Here is a 23,872-nt window from a genome sequence, read left to right on the forward strand (position 1 = left end):
TTATAGGGGCCGGCCTCTGCGGGCCGTGAGAACACGCTACGCTGGCGGCGGGGTGGAAAATCGCACCCTGGCGACCAACACTTGCACGCAGGCGACCACCTTCACCCTGGAGCATGCAATGCCGGAGACCATTCACTTCCTTCTGCTGCCGGGCTTCTCGGCCATGGGCTTCATCAGTGCCGTGGAGCCCTTGCGGGTGGCCAACCGCTTTCGCGGGCCGTCCTACAGCTGGCGCGTGCTCAGCCTGGATGGCGGCGCGGTGCTGGCTAGCAATGGCATGTCGGTGAATGCCGATGGTGCGTTAGGGGAAGGCGAGCGTCCGCGCTTGCTGCTGGTGGTGGCCGGTTTCGACCCGCTGGCCTGCTATGGCCCGGCGCTGCAACAGGCGTTGCGCCGGCTCGACCATGACGGCGCGATACTTGGCGGCATCGACACCGGGGCCATGGTCCTGGCCGAAGCCGGCTTGCTCGACGGGCATCGCGCGACCTTGCATTGGGAGGCGCTGGAGGCGTTCAAGGAACGTTATCCGCGCCTGCAGGCGACCCAGGAGCTGTTCGAGATCGACCGTCGACGCATTACCTGCGCGGGCGGTACCGCGTCGATCGACCTGATGCTCGACCTGATCGCCCAGGCCCATGGCAGCGAGCTGGCGGTGCAGGTGTCCGAGCAGTTCGTGCTCGGCCGTATCCGCCCGCGCCAGGACCACCAGCGCATGCAGATCGCCAGCCGCTACGGCCTGCGCAACAAGAAGCTGGTGAAGGTGATCGGTGAGATGGAGCGCAATACCGAGTTGCCGCTCAACACCCAGGTGCTGGCCGAGGCGATACAGGTCACCCGGCGCCAGCTGGAGCGCTTGTTCCGCCTGCACCTGGACGACACGCCCAGCGGTTTCTACCTGCGCTTGCGCCTGGACAAGGCCCGGCAACTGCTGCGCCAGACCGACATGAGCGTGCTGGAGGTGGCGGTGGCGTGCGGGTTCGAGTCGGCGTCGTATTTCACCCGTTGCTACCGGACACGGTTCGAGCGATGCCCGCGGGAGGACAGGTTGGCCCATGCTGTTTGATACAGCCAAACAGCTGTGTAGGAGCGCCCCGGCAAGGCCGCTCGTACAGAGGGTGATGTGAGATTGCCTCTACTGCTGTCCGATCGACTGCAAGTATTCCGAACGCTCATCGCTACGCTGCGCCACACAGGTGTTCCACGCCGCCTCGAAGGCCTTGCTTCCCGGCTTCTCGGCCCAGGTCTCGACCTTGCAGTCGGCATCGCGCAACTGGGTCCAGAGCTTTTCGGCGGCCTCCATCTTGCCCGTCAGCGCCGTGGCCTTGTCGCTTTCGTCGGCGTATTGGTCGCGGATGCGCTGGAGCAAGTCGTCGTAGGCCGCCTTCAGTTCCCGCTCGGCGGTCTGCTTGTTGTAGACGGCGCAGGCATAGCCTTGCTGGTCGGTCTCGACGTTGTCGCAGGGCGTGCTTTCCTCTTCGGCGGCGTGCGCGCCGCCGACGACGGCCAGCAGGACCAGCCATGCCATTGATTTCATCGGTCTTCTCCTGAACAGGCTGACGAATCGCAGGGATTCTCGCTCAGCCCTGGCCCTGGCGATAGCTCCCTGACGAAAAGTTCATCAAAGTCTTACGCGGCAGCCAGACGAGACTCGCTCTCATCTGCCCATGGCGTGCCAGAGCGCGTCGCGAGCGCCATTGACGCTTTCGGCAAACCCCCTGTCGTTTTTGCATCGGGGCGTCACCGACGGCAGGCATATGCTGGCCCCAAAGCGCCGGCACAAGGTTCGGCGCAGGCAAACTTGAATAAAAGGGGACAGCCTGATGAGCCCAGCCGAACTTCACGCCGACAGCATCGTCATCGACGGCCTGATCATTGCCAAATGGAACCGCGAGCTGTTCGAGGACATGCGCAAGGGCGGGTTGACCGCGGCCAACTGCACGGTCTCGGTATGGGAAGGGTTCAAGGCCACCGTCGACAACATCGCCGCCAGCCAGAAGCTGATCCGCGACAACAGCGACCTGGTGATGCCGGTGCGCACCACCGCCGACATTCGCAAGGCCAAGGAACTGGGCAAGACCGGCATCCTCTTCGGCTTCCAGAACGCCCATGCGTTCGAAGACCAGATTGCCTACGTCGACGTGTTCAAGCAGCTTGGCGTGGGCATCGTGCAGATGTGCTACAACACCCAGAACCTGGTCGGCACCGGTTGCTACGAGCGTGACGGCGGCCTGTCGGGCTTCGGTCGCGAGATCGTCGCCGAGATGAACCGCGTGGGCATCATGTGCGACCTGTCCCATGTCGGTTCGAAAACCTCCGAGGAAGTCATCCTCGAGTCGAAGAAGCCAGTCTGCTATTCCCACTGCCTGCCGTCCGGGCTCAAGGAACACCCGCGCAACAAGTCCGATGCAGAGCTGAAGTTCATCGCCGACCACGGCGGCTTCGTCGGCGTGACCATGTTCGCGCCGTTCCTGGCCAAGGGTATCGACTCGACCATCGACGACTACGCCGAAGCGATCGAATACACCATGAATATCGTCGGCGAGGATGCCATCGGCATCGGCACCGACTTCACCCAGGGCCATGGCCAGGACTTCTTCGAGTACCTGACCCACGACAAAGGCTACGCCCGGCGCCTGACCAACTTCGGCAAGATCATCAACCCGCTGGGTATTCGTACCGTCGGCGAGTTCCCCAACCTGACCGAGACCCTGCTCAAGCGCGGCCACTGCGAACGCGTAGTGCGCAAGATCATGGGCGAAAACTGGGTCAACGTCCTGAAGGACGTCTGGGGCGAGTGAGCACTGCTGGGGCCTACTGCGCACGCCGATCGCTGCGTCAGGCCCTCACGAAAAGCTCGCCGTGCCTCGGCACTGTCTCGCTTTTCGCTTCGGCCCTTCCTTGCGCTCGACGCGCTCGCTACGGCCCCAACAGCACTCACAGCGGCTGTTTATAAAAACAAAAGCCAAAGCGGCTTTTGATCGAATCCAAAAATTTTATGGAGTTGAGTTTCCATGGCCAAGATCGCCCCGCAATTGCCAATCGAAGTCGACAGCGAGACCGGTGTCTGGACCAGCGACGCCCTGCCGATGCTCTACGTGCCACGGCATTTCTTCGTCAACAACCACATGGGCATCGAGGAAGTGCTGGGCGCCGACAAGTACGCCGAGATCCTCTACAAGGCCGGCTACAAGTCTGCCTGGCACTGGTGCGAGAAAGAGGCCGAATGCCATGGCCTGGAAGGCGTGGCGGTGTTCGAGCACTACATGAAACGCCTGAGCCAGCGTGGCTGGGGGCTGTTCCAGATCCAGGACATCGACCTCGATAAAGGCACCTGCAGCGTCAAGCTCAAGCACTCCGCCTTTGTGTACGTGTACGGCAAGTGCGGGCGCAAGGTCGACTACATGTTCACCGGCTGGTTCGCCGGCGCCATGGACCAGATTCTCGCTGCCCGTGGCAGCTCGATCCGCACCGTGGCCGAACAGGTCTATGGCGGGTCGGAGGAAGGCCACGAAGATGGCCTGTTCGTTACAAAGCCGTTGTAAGCCGGAGATAGCGTCATGGCCTTCGAAGCAATGTTCCAGCCGATCCAGATCGGCAAGCTGACCATCCGCAACCGCGTGCTCAGCACCGCGCACGCCGAGGTCTACGCCACCGACGGCGGCATGACCACCGACCGCTACGTGAAGTACTACGAAGAGAAAGCCAAGGGCGGTATCGGCCTGGCGATCTGCGGCGGCTCGTCGGTGGTGGCCATCGACAGCCCGCAGGAGTGGTGGTCGTCGGTCAACCTGTCCACCGACCGCATCATCCCGCACTTCCAGAATCTTGCCGATGCCATGCACAAGCATGGCGCCAAGATCATGATCCAGATTACCCACATGGGCCGCCGCTCGCGCTGGGACGGTTTCAACTGGCCGACATTGATGTCGCCATCGGGCATCCGCGAACCGGTGCACCGCGCCACCTGCAAGACCATCGAGCCGGAAGAGATCTGGCGGGTGATCGGCAACTACGCGCAAGCGGCGCGCCGGGCGAAGGAGGGTGGCCTGGACGGCGTCGAGCTGTCGGCCGTGCACCAGCACATGATCGACCAGTTCTGGAGCCCGCGGGTCAACAAGCGTACCGATGAATGGGGCGGCACCTTCGAGGGCCGCATGAAGTTTGGCCTGGAAGTGCTCAAGGCCGTGCGCGCCGAGGTGGGCGACGACTTCTGCGTGGGCATGCGCATCTGCGGCGACGAGTTCCACCCCGATGGCCTGAGCCACGAGGACATGAAGCAGATCGCCGCCTACTACGACGCCACCGGCATGCTCGACTTCATCGGCGTGGTCGGCTCGGGCTGCGACACCCACAACACCTTGGCCAACGTCATTCCCAACATGAGCTACCCGCCGGAGCCGTTCCTGCACTTGGCGGCCGGCATCAAGGAAGTGGTCAAGGTCCCGGTGCTGCACGCGCAGAACATCAAGGACCCGAACCAGGCCACGCGCATCCTCGAAGGCGGCTACGTGGACATGGTCGGCATGACCCGTGCGCATATGGCCGATCCGCACCTGATCGCCAAGATCAAGATGGGCCAGATCGACCAGATCAAGCAGTGCGTCGGCGCCAACTACTGCATCGACCGCCAGTACCAGGGCCTGGATGTACTGTGCATCCAGAACGCCGCGACCTCCCGCGAGTACATGGGCGTACCGCACATCATCGAGAAGACCACCGGCGTCAAGCGCAAGGTGGTGGTGGTCGGTGCCGGACCTGCTGGCATGGAAGCCGCCCGTGTAGCTGCCGAGCGGGGCCACGACGTGACGCTGTTCGAGAAAAAGGAGCAGATCGGCGGGCAGATCACCATCGCCGCCAAGGCCCCGCAGCGTGACCAGATCGCCGGTATCACCCGTTGGTACCAACTGGAGCTGGCGCGCCTGAAGGTCGACCTGCGTCTGGGCACCGCCGCTGACGTGGCGACCATCCAGGACCTGCGTCCGGATGTCATCGTGCTGGCGGTCGGCGGCCACTCGTTCCTGGAGCAGAACGAGCACTGGGGCGCTGCCGAAGGGTTGGTGGTCAGCAGCTGGGATGTGCTGGACGGCAAGGTTGCGCCGGGCAAGAACGTGCTGGTGTACGACACCATCTGTGAGTTCACCGGCATGTCGGTGGCCGACTTCATCGCCGACAAGGGCAGCCAGGTCGAGATCGTCACCGACGATATCAAACCGGGCGTGGCCATGGGCGGCACGACCTTCCCGACCTACTACCGCAGCATGTACCCCAAGGAAGTGATCATGACCGGCGACATGATGCTGGAAAAGGTCTACCGCGAGGGTGACAAGCTGGTGGCGGTGCTCGAGAACGAGTACACCGGCGCCAAGGAAGAGCGGGTGGTCGACCAGGTGGTGGTGGAAAACGGCGTGCGCCCCGACGAGCAGCTGTACTACGCGCTCAAGGACGGCTCGCGCAACAAGGGTCAGATCGACGTGGAGGCGCTGTTCGCCATCAAGCCGCAGCCGATCCTCAGCCAGCCGGGCGAGGGCTACCTGCTGTACCGCATCGGCGACTGCGTGGCCCAGCGCAACGTGCATGCGGCGATCTACGACGCCTTGCGCCTGTGCAAGGACTTCTGATCGCACCGCCTTTCTAGAGGCGGGATTGGCCCCCTGTAGGAGCGGCCTTGTGTCGCGAAAGGGTCGCGAAGCGACCCCGGGATCTGTGCATAACCGCTAAGCCCCCGGGGCTGCTACGCAGCCCTTTCGCGACACAAGGCCGCTCCTACAGGGGTCGGTGCCGCCCTTGAGAGCGGCGCAGGATTCTAGCTGTTGTGGGAGCCTCCCATGTTGAACACCCTCTTACCCATCCTGCTGTTCACCGCCCTTGGCCTGGCGGTGCTCGGTGCCTTGCGCCGGGTGCGCATGTGGCGGCGCGGGCGGCCGAGCAAGGTCGATCTGATCAAAGGCCTGCTGGCCATGCCGCGGCGCTACCTGGTCGACCTGCACCACGTGGTCGAGCGCGACAAGTACATGTCCAAGACCCACGTGGCTACCGCTGGCGGCTTCGTGCTCTCGGCGCTGCTGGCGATCCTGGTGCATGGCTTCGGCCTGCACAGCAAGATCCTCGGCTATGCCTTGCTGGTGGCCACGCTGATCATGTTCAGCGGCGCGGTCTTTGTCTTCAAACGCCGGCTCAACCCACCTGCGCGCCTGTCCAAGGGCCCGTGGATGCGCCTGCCCAAGAGCCTGCTGATGTTCGCGGCGAGCTTCTTCATCGCCACGCTGCCGGTGGCCGGTATCCTGCCGCAAGGCACCGGTGGCTGGGTGCTTGTCGCCGTGCTGGGGATTGGCGTGCTGTGGGGCGTGTCCGAGCTGTTCTTCGGCATGACCTGGGGCGGGCCGATGAAGCACGCCTTCGCCGGTGCCTTGCACCTGGCCTGGCACCGCCGCGCCGAGCGCTTCGGCGGCGGCCGCTCCACCGGCCTCAAGCCGCTGGACCTGGAAGACCCCAACGCGCCGCTGGGTGTGGAGAAACCGGTTGATTTCACCTGGAACCAGCTGCTCGGTTTCGACGCCTGCGTGCAGTGCGGCAAGTGCGAGGCCATGTGCCCGGCGTTCGCCGCCGGCCAGCCGCTGAACCCGAAAAAGCTCATCCAGGACATGGTCATCGGCCTGGCCGGCGGCACCGACGCACAGTTCGCCGGCAGCCCTTACCCGGGCAAGCCGATCGGTGAGCACGGCGGCCATCCGCACCAGCCGATCGTCAATGGTCTGGTCGATGCCGAGACGCTGTGGTCGTGCACCACTTGCCGTGCTTGCGTCGAGGAATGCCCGATGATGATCGAGCATGTCGATGCCATCGTCGACATGCGCCGCCACCTCACCCTGGAAAAGGGCGCGACGCCGAACAAGGGCGCCGAGGTGCTGGACAACCTGATCGCCACCGACAACCCCGGCGGCTTCGCTCCTGGCGGGCGAATGAACTGGGCGGCCGACCTCAACCTCAAATTGCTGTCTGAGGTGAAGCGCACCGAGGTGCTGTTCTGGGTGGGCGATGGCGCCTTTGACATGCGCAACCAGCGCACGCTGCGCGCCTTCGTCAAAGTGCTCAAGGCCTCCGGCGTGGACTTTGCCGTACTTGGCCTGGAAGAGCGCGACAGCGGTGACGTGGCCCGTCGCCTGGGCGATGAAGCGACCTTCCAGCAACTGGCCAAACGCAATATCCAGACCCTGGCCAAGTACCAGTTTCAGCGCATCGTCACCTGCGACCCGCACAGCTTCCATGTGCTGAAGAACGAATACGGTGCCCTTGGCGGCGACTACCAGGTGCAGCACCACAGCACCTACATCGCCGAACTCATTGCCGCCAACAAACTCAACCTCGGCCAGCACAAGGGCGGCAGCGTCACCTACCACGACCCTTGCTACCTGGGCCGCTACAACGACGAGTACCAAGCCCCGCGCGATGTGCTCAGGGCGCTGGGGATCGAAGTGCGCGAGATGCAGCGCTCGGGCTTCCGTTCCCGTTGTTGCGGTGGCGGCGGCGGTGCGCCGATCACCGATATCCCTGGCAAGCAGCGTATCCCCGACATGCGCATGGATGATATCCGCGAGACCGAAGCCGAGCTGGTGGCCGTGGGTTGCCCACAGTGCACGGCGATGCTCGAAGGCGTGGTTGAACCACGTCCGCAGATCAAGGACCTGGCCGAGCTGGTTGCCGATGTGCTGATCGAAGAGCAAACCCCTGCAACCGCCAAGTCGCAGGCTGCCAAACGTGAACCTGCGGAGGTGCACTGATGAGCGACATCATCCGCCGCGATCCACGCGCCGAGTGGATCGCCCGTAACCGCCTGCACCCGCTACATGCGGCAATGCAGACGCAACAGAGCAGCTGGATGGGCCCTCAAGGCATCATCCGCAAGAACCCGCACGCGATCGCCGCCGGCTTTATCGGGGCTAGCGGCCTCAAGCGCATCGACCGCAGCGGTGTCCAGCAGGGTACCGGTGTCGGCGGACGACGCAGCGCGGCGGCCGAAGTGCAGCTGCCGCTGCATAGCGTGGCAGATCCGGCCTTCTACATCGCTGTGGTGCCGGACATGGTCGGAGGCCGCCTGGGCAGTCACGATCGTGACCTGCTGGGCCTTGCCCACAGCCTTGCCGGCAGCGAAGGCGCGGTATTGGCCATCGTGTTTGGCGAACACAAGGAAAACAACTTTTCCACAGCCGGTGTCGATCGGCTGCTGGTTATCGAGGGCGAGGCCTTCGAGGGTTATGCACCGGAACAGTTGGTGCAGGGCCTGCGTGCTGTGGATAACCAGTTCTCCCCACGCCACTGGTTGCTGCCCGACAGCCGCAGCGGTGGCGGCGAACTGGGCCGGCGTTTCGCCGCAGCCCTGGGCGAGCGTCCGGCGACGCGGGTGTGGCAGGTCAAGGATGGCCAGTGCATCGGCCGTGCCGGTGCTGGCCAGCAAGATCTTCAACGTGATCTGCCACGGTTGATCCTGGCCGCCGCCGAATGCGCCGAGCCGGTCAGCGAGACCCGTCACCAAGCGCTGCCCGTGGAGTTGTCCACAGGCGTGGCGCGCAGCCTGTCGCGCATCGAAGACCTTGGCCCGGTGGCCGTGGACCCGGCTGCCATCGCCATGGCCGAGGCCGAATTCATCGTATCGGGCGGTAACGGCGTCAAGGATTGGGACCTGTACCACAGGGCCACCGCTGCCTTGGGCGCCACCGAGGGCGCGTCGCGGGTGGCGGTGGACGATGGCTTCATGCCGCGCAACCGCCAGGTCGGTGCCACCGGCACCTGGGTCACCGCACGGGTCTATGTGGCTGTGGGTATCTCCGGCGCCATCCAGCACCTGCAGGGCATCGGTGCCTGCGACAAGGTGGTGGCGATCAACATGGACCCGGGCTGCGACATGATCAAACGGGCCGACCTGTCGGTGATTGGCGACAGTTCGGCGATTCTCAAGGCTCTGATCGAGGCTGTGGACAACTTCCGCAGCGGCGGCCAGCGCGACGCGGCATAGGGGCAGTGAGCATGAGTACGAAAGTCATCAGCCTGGTCTCGATCGGCGCCCACCCCAGCTCCGGTCGCGCCCGCCGCGCCGAGCAGGATGCCCGCGCCGTCGAACTGGGTTTGCAACTGGCTGGGGATAACTTGCAGGTGGTGCATGCCGGCAATCCGCGCGAGGAGGCGCTGCGTGCCTACTTGGGCATGGGGCTGGATCACCTGGATGTGCTGGAGCAGCCTGTCGGCGCCGATGTGCTGGGCGTGCTTGGCGACTACCTGCGTGACGCGGGCGCCCAGCTGGTGCTGACCGGCAGCCAGGCCGAGACCGGCGAGGGCTCGGGCATGTTGCCGTTCCTGCTGGCCGAGAAGCTGGGCTGGCCGCTGGTGGTCGGACTGGCTGAAGTGGAGTCCATCGACAACGGCACTGCTCAGATACTTCAGGCACTGCCTCGCGGCCAGCGCCGCCGCTTGAAGGTACGCCTGCCGCTGTTGGCGACTGTGGATAACGCCGCGCCCCAGCCTCGGCAGAGCGCGTTCGGCCCGGCCCGCCGAGGCGTGCTGGCGGCGCGCACTGTAGAGGTCGTGGAAGATCCGCTGCTGGCCGCAGATGCCCTGCAACCCGCCCGCCCACGGCCCAAGCGGCTCAAGGTGATCAAGGCCAAGAGCGGCGCCGACCGCATGAAGGCCGCCACGGCCAAGGCCAGTGGCGGGGGCGGCAAGGTGCTCAAGGATGTTTCCGCGCAGGATGGCGCCGAGGCCATTCTCAAGCTGCTGGTGGAGGAGGGAGTGCTGCGCTGAAATTTTGAGGATCAAGCGTAGGCTCGATATTCGCGGGCTTGCCCGCGAAAGGGCCAGTACAGGCACCACATAAATCAGCCCTCACTTCATGTCGCGGCGGTTTGAATCTTGTCCACAACGGCTCCAGCCGCGACCACTCCCGGCCCAGATCAGTGAGATCGACAATCTGGCTTTCGGTTATCCACGAAATCTGTTCGACAATGTGTGGATAAAGTGTTCGCGCTTGGCTGTAGCCCTTGCCCAGCAAGGCTTACACGGATTTGTTCGAAATTTGATCAAGTCTACCCACGGGTAACAACGCGGCTCTTTCACTGCTCAAGACAGTTTGCTCACAATCTCTGTTGGCCATGCTGTGGATAACCTGTTTGGTTATCGCTGGAGGTCCCGACTATCAAGGGACACGATAGATTGTTCAGTAATCGATCAAAGGCTCGACTCATCAAACTGATCTGGAAAAAGGTGGGTTCCGGCGAGATATGCACAACCCCTTTTCCCCTCGTTCAGAGTTTTTCACAGTTCCTGTGCGCCCACCTGTGGAAAAAGTGTTGGATTTTCGCTGCAAGCGCCGCTATGCCTAGCGTCCATGGGACTGCTCAATATTTGATCAGCCGCCGCCAGTGTAAACGATGGCCGTTGCAGCCGCGCTTTGCTCAAGTGGGACGGAAGGCTGTGGATAAGTGCGTGAAAGCAAGGTGACGCCCTAGTATTTTTGTCAGTAGTCAGCCCCTCCGGCCAGGGCCACAATCGAAGCCACCTCTTGCTGGCCGAATAACTTGGACCTCAAACAATCTAGGAGTTGTCCCATGGCATCGACACAACTGCTGATGACGGATTTGCTTCTGAGCCCGTTTGCTTCTCGAGTTACGTCTGGCCTGATGGTTGCCGCGTACTCGCCCTATGGCTACCGACCTAGGCCTGCTGGTTTCACGAAAGTTGGCTTCACAGGTCAACTGCGCGAGCTGAAATCAGATATTTATTTGTTGGGTAATGGGTATAGAGCATACAGCCCGGTGTTGATGCGCTTTCTTTCGCCGGATGATAAATGGAGCCCGTTCGGTGCTGGCGGCAGGAACGCTTACGCGTATTGCCAGGGGAACCCTGTCACTTTCCATGATCGAAGTGGTAGGTCATTTGTCACGACAATTACTAACGCGTGGAGTTCGTTTACTTCATTCGCCGCTAATCTTCTGGGTTCCTCTGCGCCCGCTATTGGAAACGTGAGTGCCGCTATTGGGTCACGTTACAATCCTGAAACCGCCAACCCTTTGCGAACAGGGACTGGAATCGTTGAAACAACTGCCTCAGTGGTCGCAACCGGCGCTTTCCTTGTAGGTGCAGAACCTGTGATGAATACGGCGAATGCGATAGCTGGTAGCATATCAGTCGCTAACTCAGGCATGAATCTAGCCTCTGATATCAGCCGGCCGCGTGCCAATATGGAGACTATTCCTGAAGGTGTCATCATTGATATTGAAACTCCCCCGGCTACTGTTGAGCGACGACCGTTGACCAGGGCCTACAGTCGGCAGCACTCGGCCCTGAGTGGTGTTGAGGCCAATATTTTAAGGCAGGAGCTGGATATCGCCATGGCCGAAGCAGCCAAGTGGGAGGCCCGAGCGGTAGAGGCTGAACAACGGCTTGCACGTGCGACTCAGAGAGTTATTTTGGGGGTTGAACGTATTCGGGCGGGTCAAAGTAAACCCTAAACCGGCCACCAGTTACAAAAATATTAGATGTGCGCTGAAGGCCGTGCGGTGACTGGCGTGGATTATTTGGACAGTGGTGTGCGCTCCGCTCCCGAGAGCGATTTTCGTGCAGTGCATATGATGTTTTGGTGAGCTTTCGCTCAGCGTCTTTCAATGCTGTCGGTACTCAATGAGTAAGCCCCCGATTTGCGGGGGCGGCTCAGATTATTGTGCCTTTACTTCCTTTAGGTACGGTGCCGGTTCTGCCCCAAGATTATTCAAGATGCGCTGGCTGTACCAGTCGATAAAGTTAACCACGCCAAATTCATAAGTCTTCGAATACGGCCCTGGCTGATACGCCGTGGAGTTGATCCCCCGCTGGTTCTCCTCCGCCAACCGCCGATCCTGGTCATTGGTGGCATCCCACACCTTGCGCATGTCCTCGGGGTTGTAATCCACCCCCTCCACTGCATCCTTGTGCACCAGCCACTTGGTGGTGACCATGGTCTCCTGCGCGCTGATCGGCCACACGGTGAACACGATCATGTGGTCGCCCATGCAGTGGTTCCACGAATGCGGCAGGTGCAGGATGCGCATCGAGCCGAGGTCCGGATTCTTGATGCGGCCCATCAGCTTCTGGCACGCCACCTTGCCGTCCATGGTCATCGACACGGTGCCCTTGAGCAGCGGCATGCGCACGATGCGGTTACGCAGGCCATGACTCTTGTGCAGGTAGGGGATCTTCTCGGCTTCCCAGGCGGCGGCCGAGGCGGCGACGTGGTCCTTGAATTCCTGGCTGGCGCGGGGGTCGTTGGTGTCGTCCCACTCGAGCAGGGTCTTCAGCAGTTCGGGGTGCGAGCCGCTGCAGTGGTAGCACTCGCGGTTGTTCTCCAGCACCAGCTTCCAGTTGGCTTTCTCCATCAAGGTGGTCTGTACCGCCACCTTGGTGTTCTCCATGTCGTAGGGTTCCATGTAGTGGTCGAGGGTGGCGAGGAATTCGTCGATGGCCGGGGGGGTCTCGGCCAGGCTGATGAAGATGTAGCCACCGGCAACCTTCACGTTCACGGGCTTGAGGCCGTACTGGTTCATGTCGAAGTCGGCGCCCATCTCGGTGCCGGCGAACAGCAGGCGACCGTCGAGCTCGTAGGTCCATTGATGGTAGTGGCAGACCAGCTTGGCCACCTTGCCTTTGTCGCTGACGCACAGGCGCGAACCGCGGTGGCGGCAGACGTTGTGGAAGGCATGCACCTTACCTTCGGCACCGCGTATCACGATGATCGGGTTCTTGCCGATCTGCAGGGTGATGTAGTTGCCCTTGGTCGGGATCTCGCAAACCATGCCGGCGATCAGCCACTCCTTGTGGAAGATCTCCTGCATGTCGATCTGGAACAGGCGCTCGTCGCAGTAGAACGGTTGCGGCAGCGAGTAGGTGCGCTCGCGGGTCTGCAGCATCTCGGCGGTGGCCTTGCGTGCAGGTTCCAGTGGATCGCCCAGGCTCAGGGTTGCGGTGACGTCCATCGTGTGGTCCTCGGGGCCGCGTGCGGCCGGCAAAAGGTGGCTAATCGTTGTTGTTATGCCGCAAGGCGGTCTGCTTTGGGATACAGCAGTTGGTTTTGCCGAGGAGTGTGCGTTCGGGCACTGAAACGACCATGTCCATGGGCGACATGGCCGAATCGAATTCCGACGCGCCAGCCCCTGTAGTGCGGGGCTGGTCGCGATAAGCACGCCGATGTCGCGGATGGGAATGTACGGCGCCGGCGGGATGCGCATTATCGGAGCCATAAGAAAGGCCGACAGTCGGCTGCTGGAGATGAACATGTCCGATACCTTCCTCAATCCGGTCACCACTCAGACCTGGGCCAATGGCCGCCACATCGTGCGCTGCGTCAAGGTCATCCAGGAGACCTGGGACGTGCGCACTTTCTGCTTCATGGCCGACCAGCCGATCATGTTCTTCTTCAAGCCCGGGCAGTTCGTCACCCTGGAGCTGGAGATCGAAGGCCGGCCTGTGATGCGTTCATACACCATCTCCAGTTCGCCGTCGGTGCCCTACAGTTTCTCGATCACGGTCAAGCGGGTGCCGGGCGGGCAGGTGTCGAACTTCCTCCACGACACCATGCACGAAGGCGCAGAGTTGCCGGTGCACGGGCCGGTGGGGTTGTTCAACGCCATCGATTTCCCGGCGGGCAAGGTGCTGTACCTGTCCGGTGGTGTCGGCATCACCCCGGTGATGTCCATGGCCCGCTGGTTCTACGACACCAACGCCAATGTCGACATGGTCTTCGTGCACAGCGCCCGTTCGCCGAAGGACATCATCTTCCACCGCGAGCTGGAACAGATGGCCTCGCGCATTCCCAATTTCAGCCTGCATATCGTCTGCGAGAAGCACGGGCTGGGCGAGCCGTGGGCGGGCTATCGCGGTTACCTCAACCAGCGCCTGATGGAGCTGATCGCCCCGGACTACATGGAGCGGGTGATCTTCTGCTGCGGCCCGACGCCCTACATGAACGCGGTCAAGCGCATGCTCGAGGCGGTTGGCTTCGACATGCACAACTATCACGAGGAATCATTCGGTGCGACGCCGCCGGAAGCCAAGGCCGATGCCGTGGAGCACGCGGAAGCGGCGGCCGATGCGCCGGAAGTGGACGTGGCCGACCTCAACCTGGTGGAGTTCGTCGGCAGCGACAAGAGCATCCGCGTGGCCCCGGGCGAAACCGTGCATGCGGCGGCGGCCAAGCTCGGGTTGATGATCCCCAAGGCCTGCGGCATGGGCATCTGCGGCACCTGCAAGGTGCTCAAGCTCGGCGGCGAGGTGGAGATGGAGCACAACGGCGGGATCACCGAGGAGGATGAGGCCGAGGGCTACATCCTGTCGTGCTGCAGCGTGCCGAAGGGGGATGTGCGCATTGAGTATTGATCTGTGTTCGTAGGGGCCGCAACGCGGTCCTGGTGACATGGGGGCCTGATATTTTTGCCAGTTCCACTGCCGCTGCATCGCTGCCAATCTTTAGTCGGAATCCTCGACGAGGGGCTGTGGCCAGTGCTTGTCTACCTGCTTACCTGTGACAGACAGAACAGCCCCATCGGCGGTGTTGGGTATCCTGGCCGCAGCTATACGGCCTATGGTGCGGTACCGTTACCGATCGGCCCGATGACAGGTTTCTGTGGCCAGCCACGCGATGCGCGAATGGATCGTTATCCATTTGGTAATGGCCACCGTCGGTACAACCCTGTTTTGATGCGCTTTCATGAGCCTGATCCGCTGAGCCCGTTCGACAAGGGCGGCATCAATGCGTACATGTATTGTGCGGGGGATCCGGTGAACCGGTTTGATCCGACTGGCGGGTACTCCGCCTTGGTCTCGCAGATCATTCAGCGCTCCGGGACCATCGCATTGCATACCGCCTCGCCGCTGGCTTTGTTGTTGGGGCCAGAGCCCAAGGGGGCGTTGGCGGTGAACGCCACACGGGTTGCCTTGGCTGGCTCCGCCACCAGTGTGGTAGCAGCAGGATTGGGGTTGGCTGGGGTGGGAGCGGCAACTTATGTTGCCAATGCTGGGACCGCTCTGCTGGCAGCGGGCGCAGGAACTCGAGTTGCCAAGGCGGTCTGGGAGAATCGAGCGGAGCTCTGGCAGTATGTCAAGGAAAGGGTCAGCACCAATGTAAGGGCAGTGCTGGGCCTGCCCAGAGAAACAAACAAGCCATTGACAACCGATGGAGTTCCCAAGGTTCGGGTATTCACGCTTGACGACAAACCTGTTTCACCAGAAGAAGCCAGGAGTGGCATCAGGATCTCAACCTGATGCCATTGGGTTGGGGTTGGCTAATTGCGGGCTTGCCCCGCGATGGCTGTGAAAGTCAGGTACGGAATCGAGCCACCAGGCCGTTCAAGTCCACCGCCAGGCGCGACAGCTCGGCACTCGCCGCGCTGGTCTGATGCGCCCCGGTAGCACTCTGCACCGACAGGTCGTTGATGTTCACCAGGTTGCGGTCGACCTCGCGGGCCACCTGGGCCTGCTCCTCGGCGGCGCTGGCGATTACCAGGTTGCGCTCGTTGATCTGCGCCACCGCGCCGGCGATGGTGTCCAGCGCCAGGCCCGCGCCACGGGCGATGTTCAGGGTCGACTCGGCGCGTTCGGTGCTGGTGCGCATCGAGTCCACGGCCTGTTCGGTACCGCCCTGGATGCTGCCGATCATCCGCTCGATCTCGCTGGTGGACTGCTGGGTACGATGGGCCAGGGCGCGTACTTCGTCAGCGACCACGGCGAAGCCACGGCCAGCCTCACCGGCGCGGGCGGCCTCGATGGCGGCGTTGAGCGCCAGCAGGTTGGTCTGGTCGGCCAGGCCGCGGATCACGTCGAGCACCTTGCCGATATCACGGGACTGCTCGGCCAGCTGGCTGATCAGCTTGGCGGTGGCCTGCACGTCGCCGCTCATGCGCTCGATGGCGCCCACGGTCTCCATCACCAGGTCGCGGCCATCGCCAGCCGAACGGCTGGCCTCGCCGGAGGCTTCGGAAGTGCTCACAGCATTGCGCGCGACTTCTTCGACGGCGCTGGTCATCTCAGTAACGGCAGTGGCGGCCTGCTCGATCTCGTTGTTCTGCTGCTGCAGGCCACGGGCGCTTTCGTCGGTGACGCTGTTCAGCTCCTCGGCGGCGGAGGCCAGCTGGGTGGCTGAGCCGGCGATCAGCTGCAGGGTGTCGCGCAGCTTGTCCTGCATCTTGGCCATGGCCTGCAGCAGGCGCGCGGCCTCGTCGGTGCCGTCGGGGCGAATGCTATGGGTGAGGTCGCCTTCGGCGATCTGCTCGGCGGCCTTGAGCGCTTCCTCGATGGGCTTGACGATGCTGCGGGTCAGCAGGAAGGCGAACAGCAGGGTCAGCACGGTGGCGGCGACCAGCAGGCCGATCACCAGGGCGAAGGCGCCGGCGTACTGGCTGGCGGCGGCGGCGTTGGTGTCGGCGGTCTGGTCGGTGTTGATGCGCACCAGGGTGTCCATGACCTTGTTGATCTGCTCGGAGTTGGCCAGCAGGTCGCTGTTGAGCAGGTCGCGCAGGGCATCCAGGTCGCCGGCCTGGCTCAGGCTGCGCATGCGCGCCTCGAGCTGGCGGTATTGGTTGAGCAACTGGCCATATTGGTCGAACGCGGCCTTCTCGTCAGTGGCGGTGACCAGCGGTTCATAGATGCTGCGGGCCTTGTCGATTTGCGCATTGCGCTCGTCGAGCAGGCGCAGGGTCTCCTGCTGGGTGGCCGGTTCGCGGTTGAGCAGCAGGCGGTAGGAGAGGGTGCGCAGGCGCAGGTTCAGCGCGGTCAGTTCGTCGAGGGTCTTGATGCTGGGCACGCTGATTTCTTCGATGGTCACGCCGGCCTGGCGAATGTTGCCCATCTGGATCAGCGAGAAGATACCCAGGCCAAGCATCAGCACGCCGATCACGGCGAAACCGAGCAACGCACGGGGCGCGATATTCATATTGCGTAGGGACATGGAGGCGGTTTCCAAGGCAGATGAGGTGCCGCGATCCATGCGACTGAGAGTGACCTGCCGAGCTATCGGTCGTGACCGGCGAGTCTTGAGGCCGAAATGATGAAACTGTGAGCCAGCTATCTATTTTCCTGACCAGCGGTTGATCCAGGTCGGAACAAGGCGGGGGTTGGCCTGTCAACCTGACCGGGTAAACACTTCCTGAATCCTATATTTAATGGCGGGGGCGCAGGTTTTTCCTTATCGTGTGCGCCCTCTGCAACAACCCGAGATAGACGCATGTTGGAAACTTCCCTGAATCAACTCGAGCAACTGGTCAGCGACCTGATGCACAAGAACGCCCAGCTGACCGAACAGAACACCAGCCTCAGCCAGGAACTGGCCCAGGCCAAGGAAGAGAACGACAGCCTGCAGTTGTCCCTGATGGAACAGGAAGAGAAGCACGGCGCCACCGCCGCCCGCATCCAGGCTCTGGTCGAGCGCGCCAGCGCAGGTGTCGTGAACGCATGAGACTGCACGCGCAGCCGGTCAACGTCGTGTCGATCCTAGGCAACGACTATTCGCTCAAGGCGCCTGAAGGCCAGGAAGAAACCCTCTCCCAGGCCGTGCGCATGCTCAACGTTGCCTTGGCTGAAACCAAGCGTAACTACCCGACCCTGATCGGCGACAAGCTGCTGGTGCTGGCGGCCTTGAACCTGTGCTCCAAGCAGATCGAACTGCAGCGCGAGCACGCCCAGACCCTCGAGCGCACCCAGGCGCAGATCGATGCTACGGTCGACGCCATAAGCCGGACCATCAGCGACCAGTAAAACGTTCACGCATTCCCTGTGGGAGCGGGTTTACCTGCGAAGACGTCGGTTAAGCCATCATTGTCTTCGCGGGTAAACCCGCTCCCACAGATGCTTTGTGCTGTCGCAGATTGCTGGAATAACTGGATACTTAAGTGTATACACTTCCCGAAAAACAATAATTATCGGGGAGCAAGGGCATGCTTATCTGGCGGCGAAGCATCCAGTGGCAATTGATCGCAAGCATGGGCGCCGCCCTGCTGGCGAGCATCCTGGTGGTGGTGGCGATCTACACGGTGGCACTCAACCGCCTCACCGAACGCTACCTGGTCGACACGGCGCTGCCGGCCAGCGTCGAGGCCATCCGCAACGATATCGAGCGCATGCTCGGCCAACCGCTGGTGGCCGCGGCGGACATCGCCGGCAACACCCTGCTGCGCGACTGGCTGGCCGCCGGCGAAGACCCTGGCGAACTGCCGCGCTTCATCGAATACCTCGACACCGCCAAGCAGCGCAACCGCGCCTTCACCACCCTGTTCGCCTCCACCAGCACCGGCCACTACTACAACGAGAAGGGGCTGGACCGCACCCTCAGCCGCGCCAACCCCAAGGACAAGTGGTTCTACGGCTACATCGACAGCGGCGCCGAGCGCCTGATCAACATCGATATCGACGGCTCCACCGGCGAGCTGGCGCTGTTCATCGACTATCGGGTCGAGAAGGACGGCCAGTTGGTCGGCGTGGCCGGCATGGGCTTGCGCATGACCGAACTGTCGAAGTTGATCCACGACTTCAGTTTCGGTGAGCACGGCAAAGTGTTCCTGGTGCGCAATGACGGCCTGATCCAGGTTCACCCCGACCAGCAGTTCAGCGGCAAGCGCCAGCTCGCCGAGCAGTTGGATGGCGAGGCGGCCAAGGCCGTGCTGGTGGGGGGCGAAGGCCTGCGCAGCAGCCGTTTCCAGCGTGACGGCGAGGACTACCTGGCCCTGGGCTTGCCGCTACGCGACCTGAACTGGACGCTGGTGGCCGAGGTGCCGGAGGCTGAGATCTACGCCCAGGCACGCCAGGCCATCTGGCAGACCTGCCTGATCGGCGGTGCGGTGGCGCTGCTGTCGCTGGTGCTGGTGGTATGGCTGGCCCGTGGCTTGGTGCGGCCCATCCGCCAGGTCACCGCGGCGCTGGTGCAGATCGGCAGTGGCGCGGGCGACCTCAGCCATCGCCTGGACGATGCGCGCCAGGATGAGCTGGGCGACCTGGCCCGTGGTTTCAACCGCTTCCTCGACAGCCAGCGCGAGCTGATCGGCGAAGTGTTGCGTACCACCGAGCGCCTGCACCTGTCGGTGGAGCAGGTGACCCAGGTGGTGGACAACACCGCCGAGCGCTCGGGCCGCCAGCAGGAAATGACCGAAATGGTCGCCACCGCCGTGCACGAGATGGGCCTGACGGTGCAAGACATCGCGCAGAACGCCGGCTCCGCCGCCCACGCCTCGCAGTCGGCGCGCGACGAGGCGTTGCAGGCGCGGGAGGTGGTGCGCCGTTCGATCGACAATATCGAAGGTATGTCCGGGGAAATCGGCCGTGCCGCCGAGGCGGTCACGCAACTGGCCGACGAAGTCGCCTCGATCGACGAGGTGCTGGCGGTGATCCGCGGCATTTCCGAACAGACCAACCTGCTGGCGCTCAATGCCGCCATCGAAGCGGCCCGTGCCGGTGAGATGGGCCGGGGTTTTGCCGTGGTGGCGGACGAAGTACGTACCCTGGCGCGGCGCACCCAGCTTTCCACCGACGAAGTGCAGCAGATGATCCAGCGTCTCAAGCACGGTGCCGGCACGGCGGTGGCGTCGATGCAGGCCGGGCGCGAAGCAACGGGCAATGGTGTCGACTCGAGCCAGCGCACCGGGGCTTCGCTGGGGGCGATCACCGACCAGGTCGAGCGCATCAGTGGGATGAACGAGCAGGTGGCCACGGCGACCGAGCAGCAGTCGGCGGTGACCGAGGAGATCAACCGTACGGTGCAGGGCATTTCCGACCTGGCGCGGCAGACGGCCAGCGAAGTGCAGGGGTGCCGCGAGCAATGCCAGGCATTGCGTGGGTTGGCCGATGACCTGGCGCGGCAGATGGGTGGGTTCAGGCTTTAGATGGGTGTTGGATTGTTCGCGGGTAAACCCGCTCCCACAGGTTGGTCACTGCCCTTGAAGACGGTGCCGGATCTGTGGGAGCGGGTTTACCCGCGAAAGCGTTCGGTCAGGCAGCAAAGATGGCGCGGATATCCGCCGCCAGTTCACGCACCCGCGCTTCCTGGGTGTCCCACGAGCACATGAACCGCGCGCCGCCGCTGCCGATGAAGGTATAGAAACGCCAGCCCTTGCTGCGCAGCGCCTCCAGCGCATGCTCCGGCATCTGCAGGAACACCCCGTTGGCCTCCACCGGGAACATCAGTTCCACCCCTGGCAGGTCACCCACCAGCGACGCCAGCAATTGCGCGCAGTGGTTGGCATGCTGGCCATGGCGCAACCAGGCGCCATCTTCCAGCAGCCCGACCCACGGCGCCGACAGGAAGCGCATCTTCGAGGCCAGTTGCCCGGCCTGCTTGCAGCGGTAGTCGAAGTCCTCGGCCAGGTCGCGGTTGAAGAACAGGATCGCCTCGCCCACCGCCATGCCGTTCTTGGTGCCGCCGAAGCACAGCACATCGACCCCGGCCTTCCAGGTCAGCTCCGCAGGGCTGCAACCGAGGAACGCGCAGGCATTGCTGAAGCGCGCGCCGTCCATGTGCAGGTTCAGGCCCAATTCCTTGCAGGTGGCGCTGATCGCCTTGAGCTCGTCGGGGCGGTACACCGTGCCCACCTCGGTAGCCTGGGTGAGGGTCACCACGCGTGGCTTGGGGTAGTGGATGTCCTGGCGTTTGAGTGCCACTTCGCGGATCGATTGCGGCGTCAGCTTGCCGTTGACGCTGGGCGCGGTCAGCAATTTGGAACCGTTGGAAAAAAACTCCGGCGCGCCGCATTCGTCGGTCTCGACGTGGGCGGTCTCGGAGCAGATCACGCTGTGGTAGCTCTGGCACAGCGAGGCCAGGGCCAGGGAGTTGGCGGCGGTGCCGTTGAAGGCAAAGAACACCTCGCAGTCGGTTTCGAACAGCTTGCGGAAGTACTCGGCGGCGCGTTCGGTCCACTGGTCGTCGCCGTAGGCGCGTTCATGGCCCTGGTTGGCCTTTTCCATGGCGGCCCAGGCTTCGGGGCAGATACCGGAATAGTTGTCGCTGGCGAATTGCTGGTTGTTGTTGGTCATGACGCCTGTCCTTTTGTACGACGCAGGATCGCACTCTAAACCATCGATTTGGCGGTTGCCTATACAGGCCCGGGCTTGTGTCACCTGTGCCGGCCTCTTCGCGGGTAAACCCGCTCCCACAGGGTGTGGCGCAATCCCTGTGGGAGCGGGTTTACCCGCGAAGAGGCCGGCACAGACAAACCCAGCAGCCAATGTCGTAAACGCGCCATTGCAAGGCGCGCGCAGGCATCTGTGCCCCCCGGCCCGGCCATACCATCGCTGCAAAGGGTGAGAAGACCCTCACTAGACAAGAAACGATCGCTGCCGGGAGATACACGATGTTCAGCAAGCAAGACCAGATCCAGGGTTACGACGACGCACTGCTGGCGGCGATGAATGCCGAGGAGCAGCGCCAGGAAGATCACATCGAGCTGATCGCCTCGGAGAACTACACCAGCAAGCGCGTGATGCAGGCCCAGGGCAGCGGCCTGACCAACAAGTACGCCGAGGGCTACCCGGGCAAGCGCTACTATGGTGGCTGCGAGCACGTCGACAAGGTAGAAGCGCTGGCCATCGAGCGCGCCAAGCAGCTGTTCGGCGCCGACTACGCCAACGTCCAGCCGCACTCCGGCTCTTCGGCCAATAGCGCCGTCTACCTGGCCCTGCTGCAAGCCGGCGACACCATCCTGGGCATGAGCCTGGCCCACGGCGGCCACCTGACCCACGGTGCCAAGGTGTCGTCCTCGGGCAAGCTGTACAACGCCGTTCAATACGGTATCGACACCAATACCGGCCTGATCGACTACGACGAAGTCGAGCGCCTGGCCGTCGAGCACAAACCCAAGATGATCGTTGCCGGTTTCTCGGCCTACTCGAAGACCCTCGATTTCCCACGCTTCCGCCAGATCGCCGATAAAGTCGGCGCGCTGCTGTTCGTCGACATGGCCCACGTCGCCGGCCTGGTCGCCGCTGGCCTGTACCCGAACCCGATCCCCTTCGCCGACGTGGTCACCACCACCACCCACAAGACCCTGCGCGGCCCGCGTGGTGGGCTGATCCTGGCCAAGAGCAACGAAGAGATCGAGAAGAAGCTCAACGCCGCCGTGTTCCCCGGCGCCCAGGGCGGCCCGCTGATGCACGTGATCGCCGCCAAGGCGGTGTGCTTCAAGGAAGCGCTGGAGCCTGGCTTCAAGGCCTACCAGAAGCAGGTCATCGAAAACGCCCAGGCGATGGCCCAGGTGTTCATCGAGCGCGGCTACGACGTGGTCTCCGGCGGCACCGACAACCACCTGTTCCTGGTCAGCCTGATCCGTCAGGGCCTGACCGGCAAGGACGCCGACGCCGCCTTGGGTCGCGCCCATATCACCGTCAACAAGAACGCCGTGCCCAACGACCCGCAGTCGCCGTTCGTCACCTCGGGCCTGCGCATCGGCACCCCGGCCGTCACCACCCGCGGCTTCAAGGTCGCCCAGTGCGTTGCGCTGGCGGGCTGGATCTGCGATGTGCTGGACAACCTGGGCGACGCCGATGTCGAGGCCGATGTGGCCAAGAACGTCGCCGCGCTGTGCGCCGACTTCCCGGTCTACCGCTGAGTGGAGCAGAACACCATGCAACGTTATTCGGGCTTCGGCCTCTTCAAGCACTCCCTCAGCCACCACGAGAACTGGCAGCGCATGTGGCGCACGCCAACGCCGAAAAAGGTCTACGACGTAGTCATCGTCGGCGGTGGCGGCCATGGCCTGGCCACTGCCTATTACCTGGCCAAGGAACACGGCATCACCAATGTCGCGGTGATCGAGAAGGGCTACCTGGGCGGCGGCAACACCGCCCGCAACACCACCATCGTGCGTTCCAACTACCTGTGGGACGAGTCGGCGCACTTGTATGAACACGCCATGAAACTGTGGGAAGGGCTGTCGCAGGACATCAACTACAACGTGATGTTCTCCCAGCGCGGCGTGTACAACCTGTGCCATACCCTGCAGGACATCCGTGACTCCGAGCGCCGGGTCAACGCCAACCGCCTCAACGGCGTCGACGGCGAGCTGATCCGCACCGAGCAGGTCGCGGCCGAGATCCCTTACTTGGACTGCTCGAAGAACACCCGCTATCCGATCCTCGGCGCTACCGTGCAACGGCGTGGCGGCGTGGCGCGTCACGACGCCGTGGCCTGGGGCTTTGCCCGTGCCGCCGACGCCCTGGGCGTGGACCTGATCCAGCAGACCGAAGTGATCGGCTTCCGTAAAGAGAATGGCGCCGTGATTGGCGTCGAGACCAACAAGGGCTTCATCGGCGCCAAGCGCGTCGGCGTGGTCACCGCCGGTAACTCCGGGCACATGGCCAAGCTGGCCGGCTTCCGCCTGCCGTTGGAATCGCACCCGTTGCAGGCACTGGTATCGGAGCCGATCAAACCGATCATCGACAGCGTGATCATGTCCAACGCCGTGCACGGCTATATCAGCCAGTCCGACAAGGGCGACCTGGTGATCGGCGCCGGTATCGACGGCTGGGTCGGTTACGGCCAGCGCGGTTCCTACCCGATCATCGAGCACACCCTGCAGGCGATCGTCGAGATGTTCCCGATCCTCTCCCGCGTGCGCATGAACCGCCAGTGGGGCGGCATCGTCGATACCACCCCGGATGCCTGCCCGATCATCTCCAAGACCCCGGTGAAGAACATGTTCTTCAACTGCGGCTGGGGCACCGGCGGCTTCAAGGCCACCCCGGGCTCGGGCAACGTCTTCGCTGCGAGCCTGGCCAAGGGCGAGATGCACCCGCTGGCCGCGCCTTTCTCCATCGACCGTTTCTACAACGGTGCGCTGATCGACGAACACGGCGCCGCTGCCGTCGCCCACTGACCCGG

General features: G+C 63.2%; 19 protein-coding genes and 2 pseudogenes. 16 read left to right on the plus strand and 5 right to left on the minus strand.

From position 1 onward, the window contains the following. Nucleotides 1–118 precede the first annotated feature (118 nt). Nucleotides 119–1,063 (plus strand): GlxA family transcriptional regulator, encoded by a 945-nt coding sequence (locus HU772_RS01645; RefSeq protein ID WP_186654155.1) that lies wholly within the window; start codon nt 119–121, stop codon nt 1,061–1,063. 69 nt (nt 1,064–1,132) lie between these two features. On the opposite strand, the gene HU772_RS01650 is transcribed toward HU772_RS01645, so the two are convergent. Then, nucleotides 1,133–1,534 (minus strand): lysozyme inhibitor LprI family protein, encoded by a 402-nt coding sequence (locus tag HU772_RS01650; RefSeq protein ID WP_186653668.1) that lies wholly within the window; start codon nt 1,532–1,534, stop codon nt 1,133–1,135. Nucleotides 1,535–1,820: 286 nt separating this feature from the next. Here HU772_RS01650 and HU772_RS01655 point away from each other — a divergent pair, with 286 nt between their 5' ends. From HU772_RS01655 to HU772_RS01685, 7 genes are all read left to right on the plus strand, one after another. Continuing rightward, the gene (locus HU772_RS01655; RefSeq protein WP_186653665.1) at nt 1,821–2,798 is read left to right on the plus strand and encodes a dipeptidase; all 978 of its coding nucleotides are present in this window, start codon (nt 1,821–1,823) and stop codon (nt 2,796–2,798) included. Between the two features lie 213 nt (nt 2,799–3,011). Further along, complete coding sequence (locus tag HU772_RS01660; protein WP_028688448.1) at nt 3,012–3,542, plus strand: DUF5943 domain-containing protein; 531 nt, start codon at nt 3,012–3,014, stop codon at nt 3,540–3,542. Nucleotides 3,543–3,557: 15 nt separating this feature from the next. Further along, nucleotides 3,558–5,618 carry a dimethylglycine demethylation protein DgcA gene (dgcA, locus tag HU772_RS01665; RefSeq protein ID WP_186653662.1) on the plus strand — a complete coding sequence of 687 codons (2,061 nt, stop codon included), beginning with the start codon at nt 3,558–3,560 and terminating at the stop codon, nt 5,616–5,618. A gap of 207 nt (nt 5,619–5,825) precedes the next feature. Beyond that, nucleotides 5,826–7,778 carry a dimethylglycine demethylation protein DgcB gene (dgcB, locus tag HU772_RS01670; protein ID WP_186653659.1) on the plus strand — a complete coding sequence of 651 codons (1,953 nt, stop codon included), beginning with the start codon at nt 5,826–5,828 and terminating at the stop codon, nt 7,776–7,778. After that, nucleotides 7,778–9,010, plus strand: a complete 1,233-nt coding sequence (gene etfA, locus HU772_RS01675) for an electron transfer flavoprotein subunit alpha (RefSeq protein ID WP_186653656.1) — start codon at nt 7,778–7,780, stop codon at nt 9,008–9,010. The genes dgcB and etfA overlap by 1 nt, the downstream gene beginning before the upstream one ends. 11 nt (nt 9,011–9,021) lie before the next feature. Next, nucleotides 9,022–9,792 (plus strand): electron transfer flavoprotein subunit beta, encoded by a 771-nt coding sequence (gene etfB / locus HU772_RS01680; protein ID WP_186653654.1) that lies wholly within the window; start codon nt 9,022–9,024, stop codon nt 9,790–9,792. 803 nt (nt 9,793–10,595) lie between these two features. Further along, nucleotides 10,596–11,498: an RHS repeat-associated core domain-containing protein gene (locus tag HU772_RS01685; RefSeq protein WP_186653651.1), complete on the plus strand. Its 903-nt coding sequence runs from the start codon at nt 10,596–10,598 to the stop codon at nt 11,496–11,498. 204 nt (nt 11,499–11,702) lie between these two features. On the opposite strand, the gene gbca is transcribed toward HU772_RS01685, so the two are convergent. Further along, a complete protein-coding gene (gbca, locus tag HU772_RS01690; protein WP_186653648.1) occupies nt 11,703–12,995 on the minus strand; it encodes a glycine betaine monooxygenase oxygenase subunit in 1,293 nt (430 codons plus the stop codon). Nucleotides 12,996–13,293: 298 nt separating this feature from the next. Between gbca and gbcB the strand changes: the two genes are divergently transcribed. Then, on the plus strand, nt 13,294–14,394 hold the full coding sequence (gbcB, locus tag HU772_RS01695; protein WP_186653635.1) for a glycine betaine monooxygenase reductase subunit: 1,101 nt from the start codon (nt 13,294–13,296) through the stop codon (nt 14,392–14,394). A gap of 234 nt (nt 14,395–14,628) precedes the next feature. Continuing rightward, entirely contained in the window at nt 14,629–15,279 is a 651-nt protein-coding gene (locus HU772_RS01700; protein WP_186654152.1) for an RHS repeat-associated core domain-containing protein, read from the plus strand. Nucleotides 15,280–15,334: 55 nt separating this feature from the next. On the opposite strand, the gene HU772_RS25155 is transcribed toward HU772_RS01700, so the two are convergent. Together HU772_RS25155 and HU772_RS25160 are read right to left on the minus strand one after the other, a co-directional pair. Further along, entirely contained in the window at nt 15,335–16,207 is an 873-nt protein-coding gene (locus HU772_RS25155) for a methyl-accepting chemotaxis protein (protein ID WP_437182423.1), read from the minus strand. A gap of 30 nt (nt 16,208–16,237) precedes the next feature. Beyond that, nucleotides 16,238–16,999: pseudogene (locus HU772_RS25160) on the minus strand (MCP four helix bundle domain-containing protein); the annotation flags it as partial. Nucleotides 17,000–17,236: 237 nt separating this feature from the next. On the opposite strand from HU772_RS25160, the gene HU772_RS01710 reads away from it, so the two are divergent. The 4 genes and pseudogenes from HU772_RS01710 to HU772_RS25170 all read left to right on the plus strand — a co-directional run bounded on the left by HU772_RS01710 (nt 17,237) and on the right by HU772_RS25170 (nt 19,883). Next, nucleotides 17,237–17,467 carry a hypothetical protein gene (locus HU772_RS01710; protein ID WP_186653614.1) on the plus strand — a complete coding sequence of 77 codons (231 nt, stop codon included), beginning with the start codon at nt 17,237–17,239 and terminating at the stop codon, nt 17,465–17,467. Further along, the gene (locus HU772_RS01715) at nt 17,464–17,766 is read left to right on the plus strand and encodes a cell division protein ZapA (RefSeq protein ID WP_186653611.1); all 303 of its coding nucleotides are present in this window, start codon (nt 17,464–17,466) and stop codon (nt 17,764–17,766) included. Before HU772_RS01710 ends, HU772_RS01715 begins: the two co-directional genes overlap by 4 nt. Nucleotides 17,767–18,128: 362 nt before the next feature. Continuing rightward, nucleotides 18,129–18,974: pseudogene (locus HU772_RS25165) on the plus strand (PDC sensor domain-containing protein); the annotation flags it as partial. A 204-nt stretch (nt 18,975–19,178) separates the two neighbouring features. After that, on the plus strand, nt 19,179–19,883 hold the full coding sequence (locus HU772_RS25170) for a methyl-accepting chemotaxis protein (RefSeq protein WP_437182424.1): 705 nt from the start codon (nt 19,179–19,181) through the stop codon (nt 19,881–19,883). A 106-nt stretch (nt 19,884–19,989) separates the two neighbouring features. Here the strand turns inward: HU772_RS25170 and HU772_RS01725 are convergent, their stop codons facing one another. Next, a complete protein-coding gene (locus HU772_RS01725) occupies nt 19,990–21,030 on the minus strand; it encodes a threonine aldolase family protein (RefSeq protein WP_186653606.1) in 1,041 nt (346 codons plus the stop codon). Nucleotides 21,031–21,347: 317 nt separating this feature from the next. On the opposite strand from HU772_RS01725, the gene HU772_RS01730 reads away from it, so the two are divergent. Continuing rightward, the gene (locus HU772_RS01730) at nt 21,348–22,601 is read left to right on the plus strand and encodes a serine hydroxymethyltransferase (protein WP_186653603.1); all 1,254 of its coding nucleotides are present in this window, start codon (nt 21,348–21,350) and stop codon (nt 22,599–22,601) included. A gap of 15 nt (nt 22,602–22,616) precedes the next feature. Beyond that, nucleotides 22,617–23,867: a sarcosine oxidase subunit beta family protein gene (locus HU772_RS01735; protein WP_134689883.1), complete on the plus strand. Its 1,251-nt coding sequence runs from the start codon at nt 22,617–22,619 to the stop codon at nt 23,865–23,867. Nucleotides 23,868–23,872: the final 5 nt, after the last annotated feature.

The sequence above is a fragment of the Pseudomonas xantholysinigenes genome (genome assembly GCF_014268885.2).
Lineage (GTDB): Bacteria > Pseudomonadota > Gammaproteobacteria > Pseudomonadales > Pseudomonadaceae > Aquipseudomonas > Aquipseudomonas xantholysinigenes.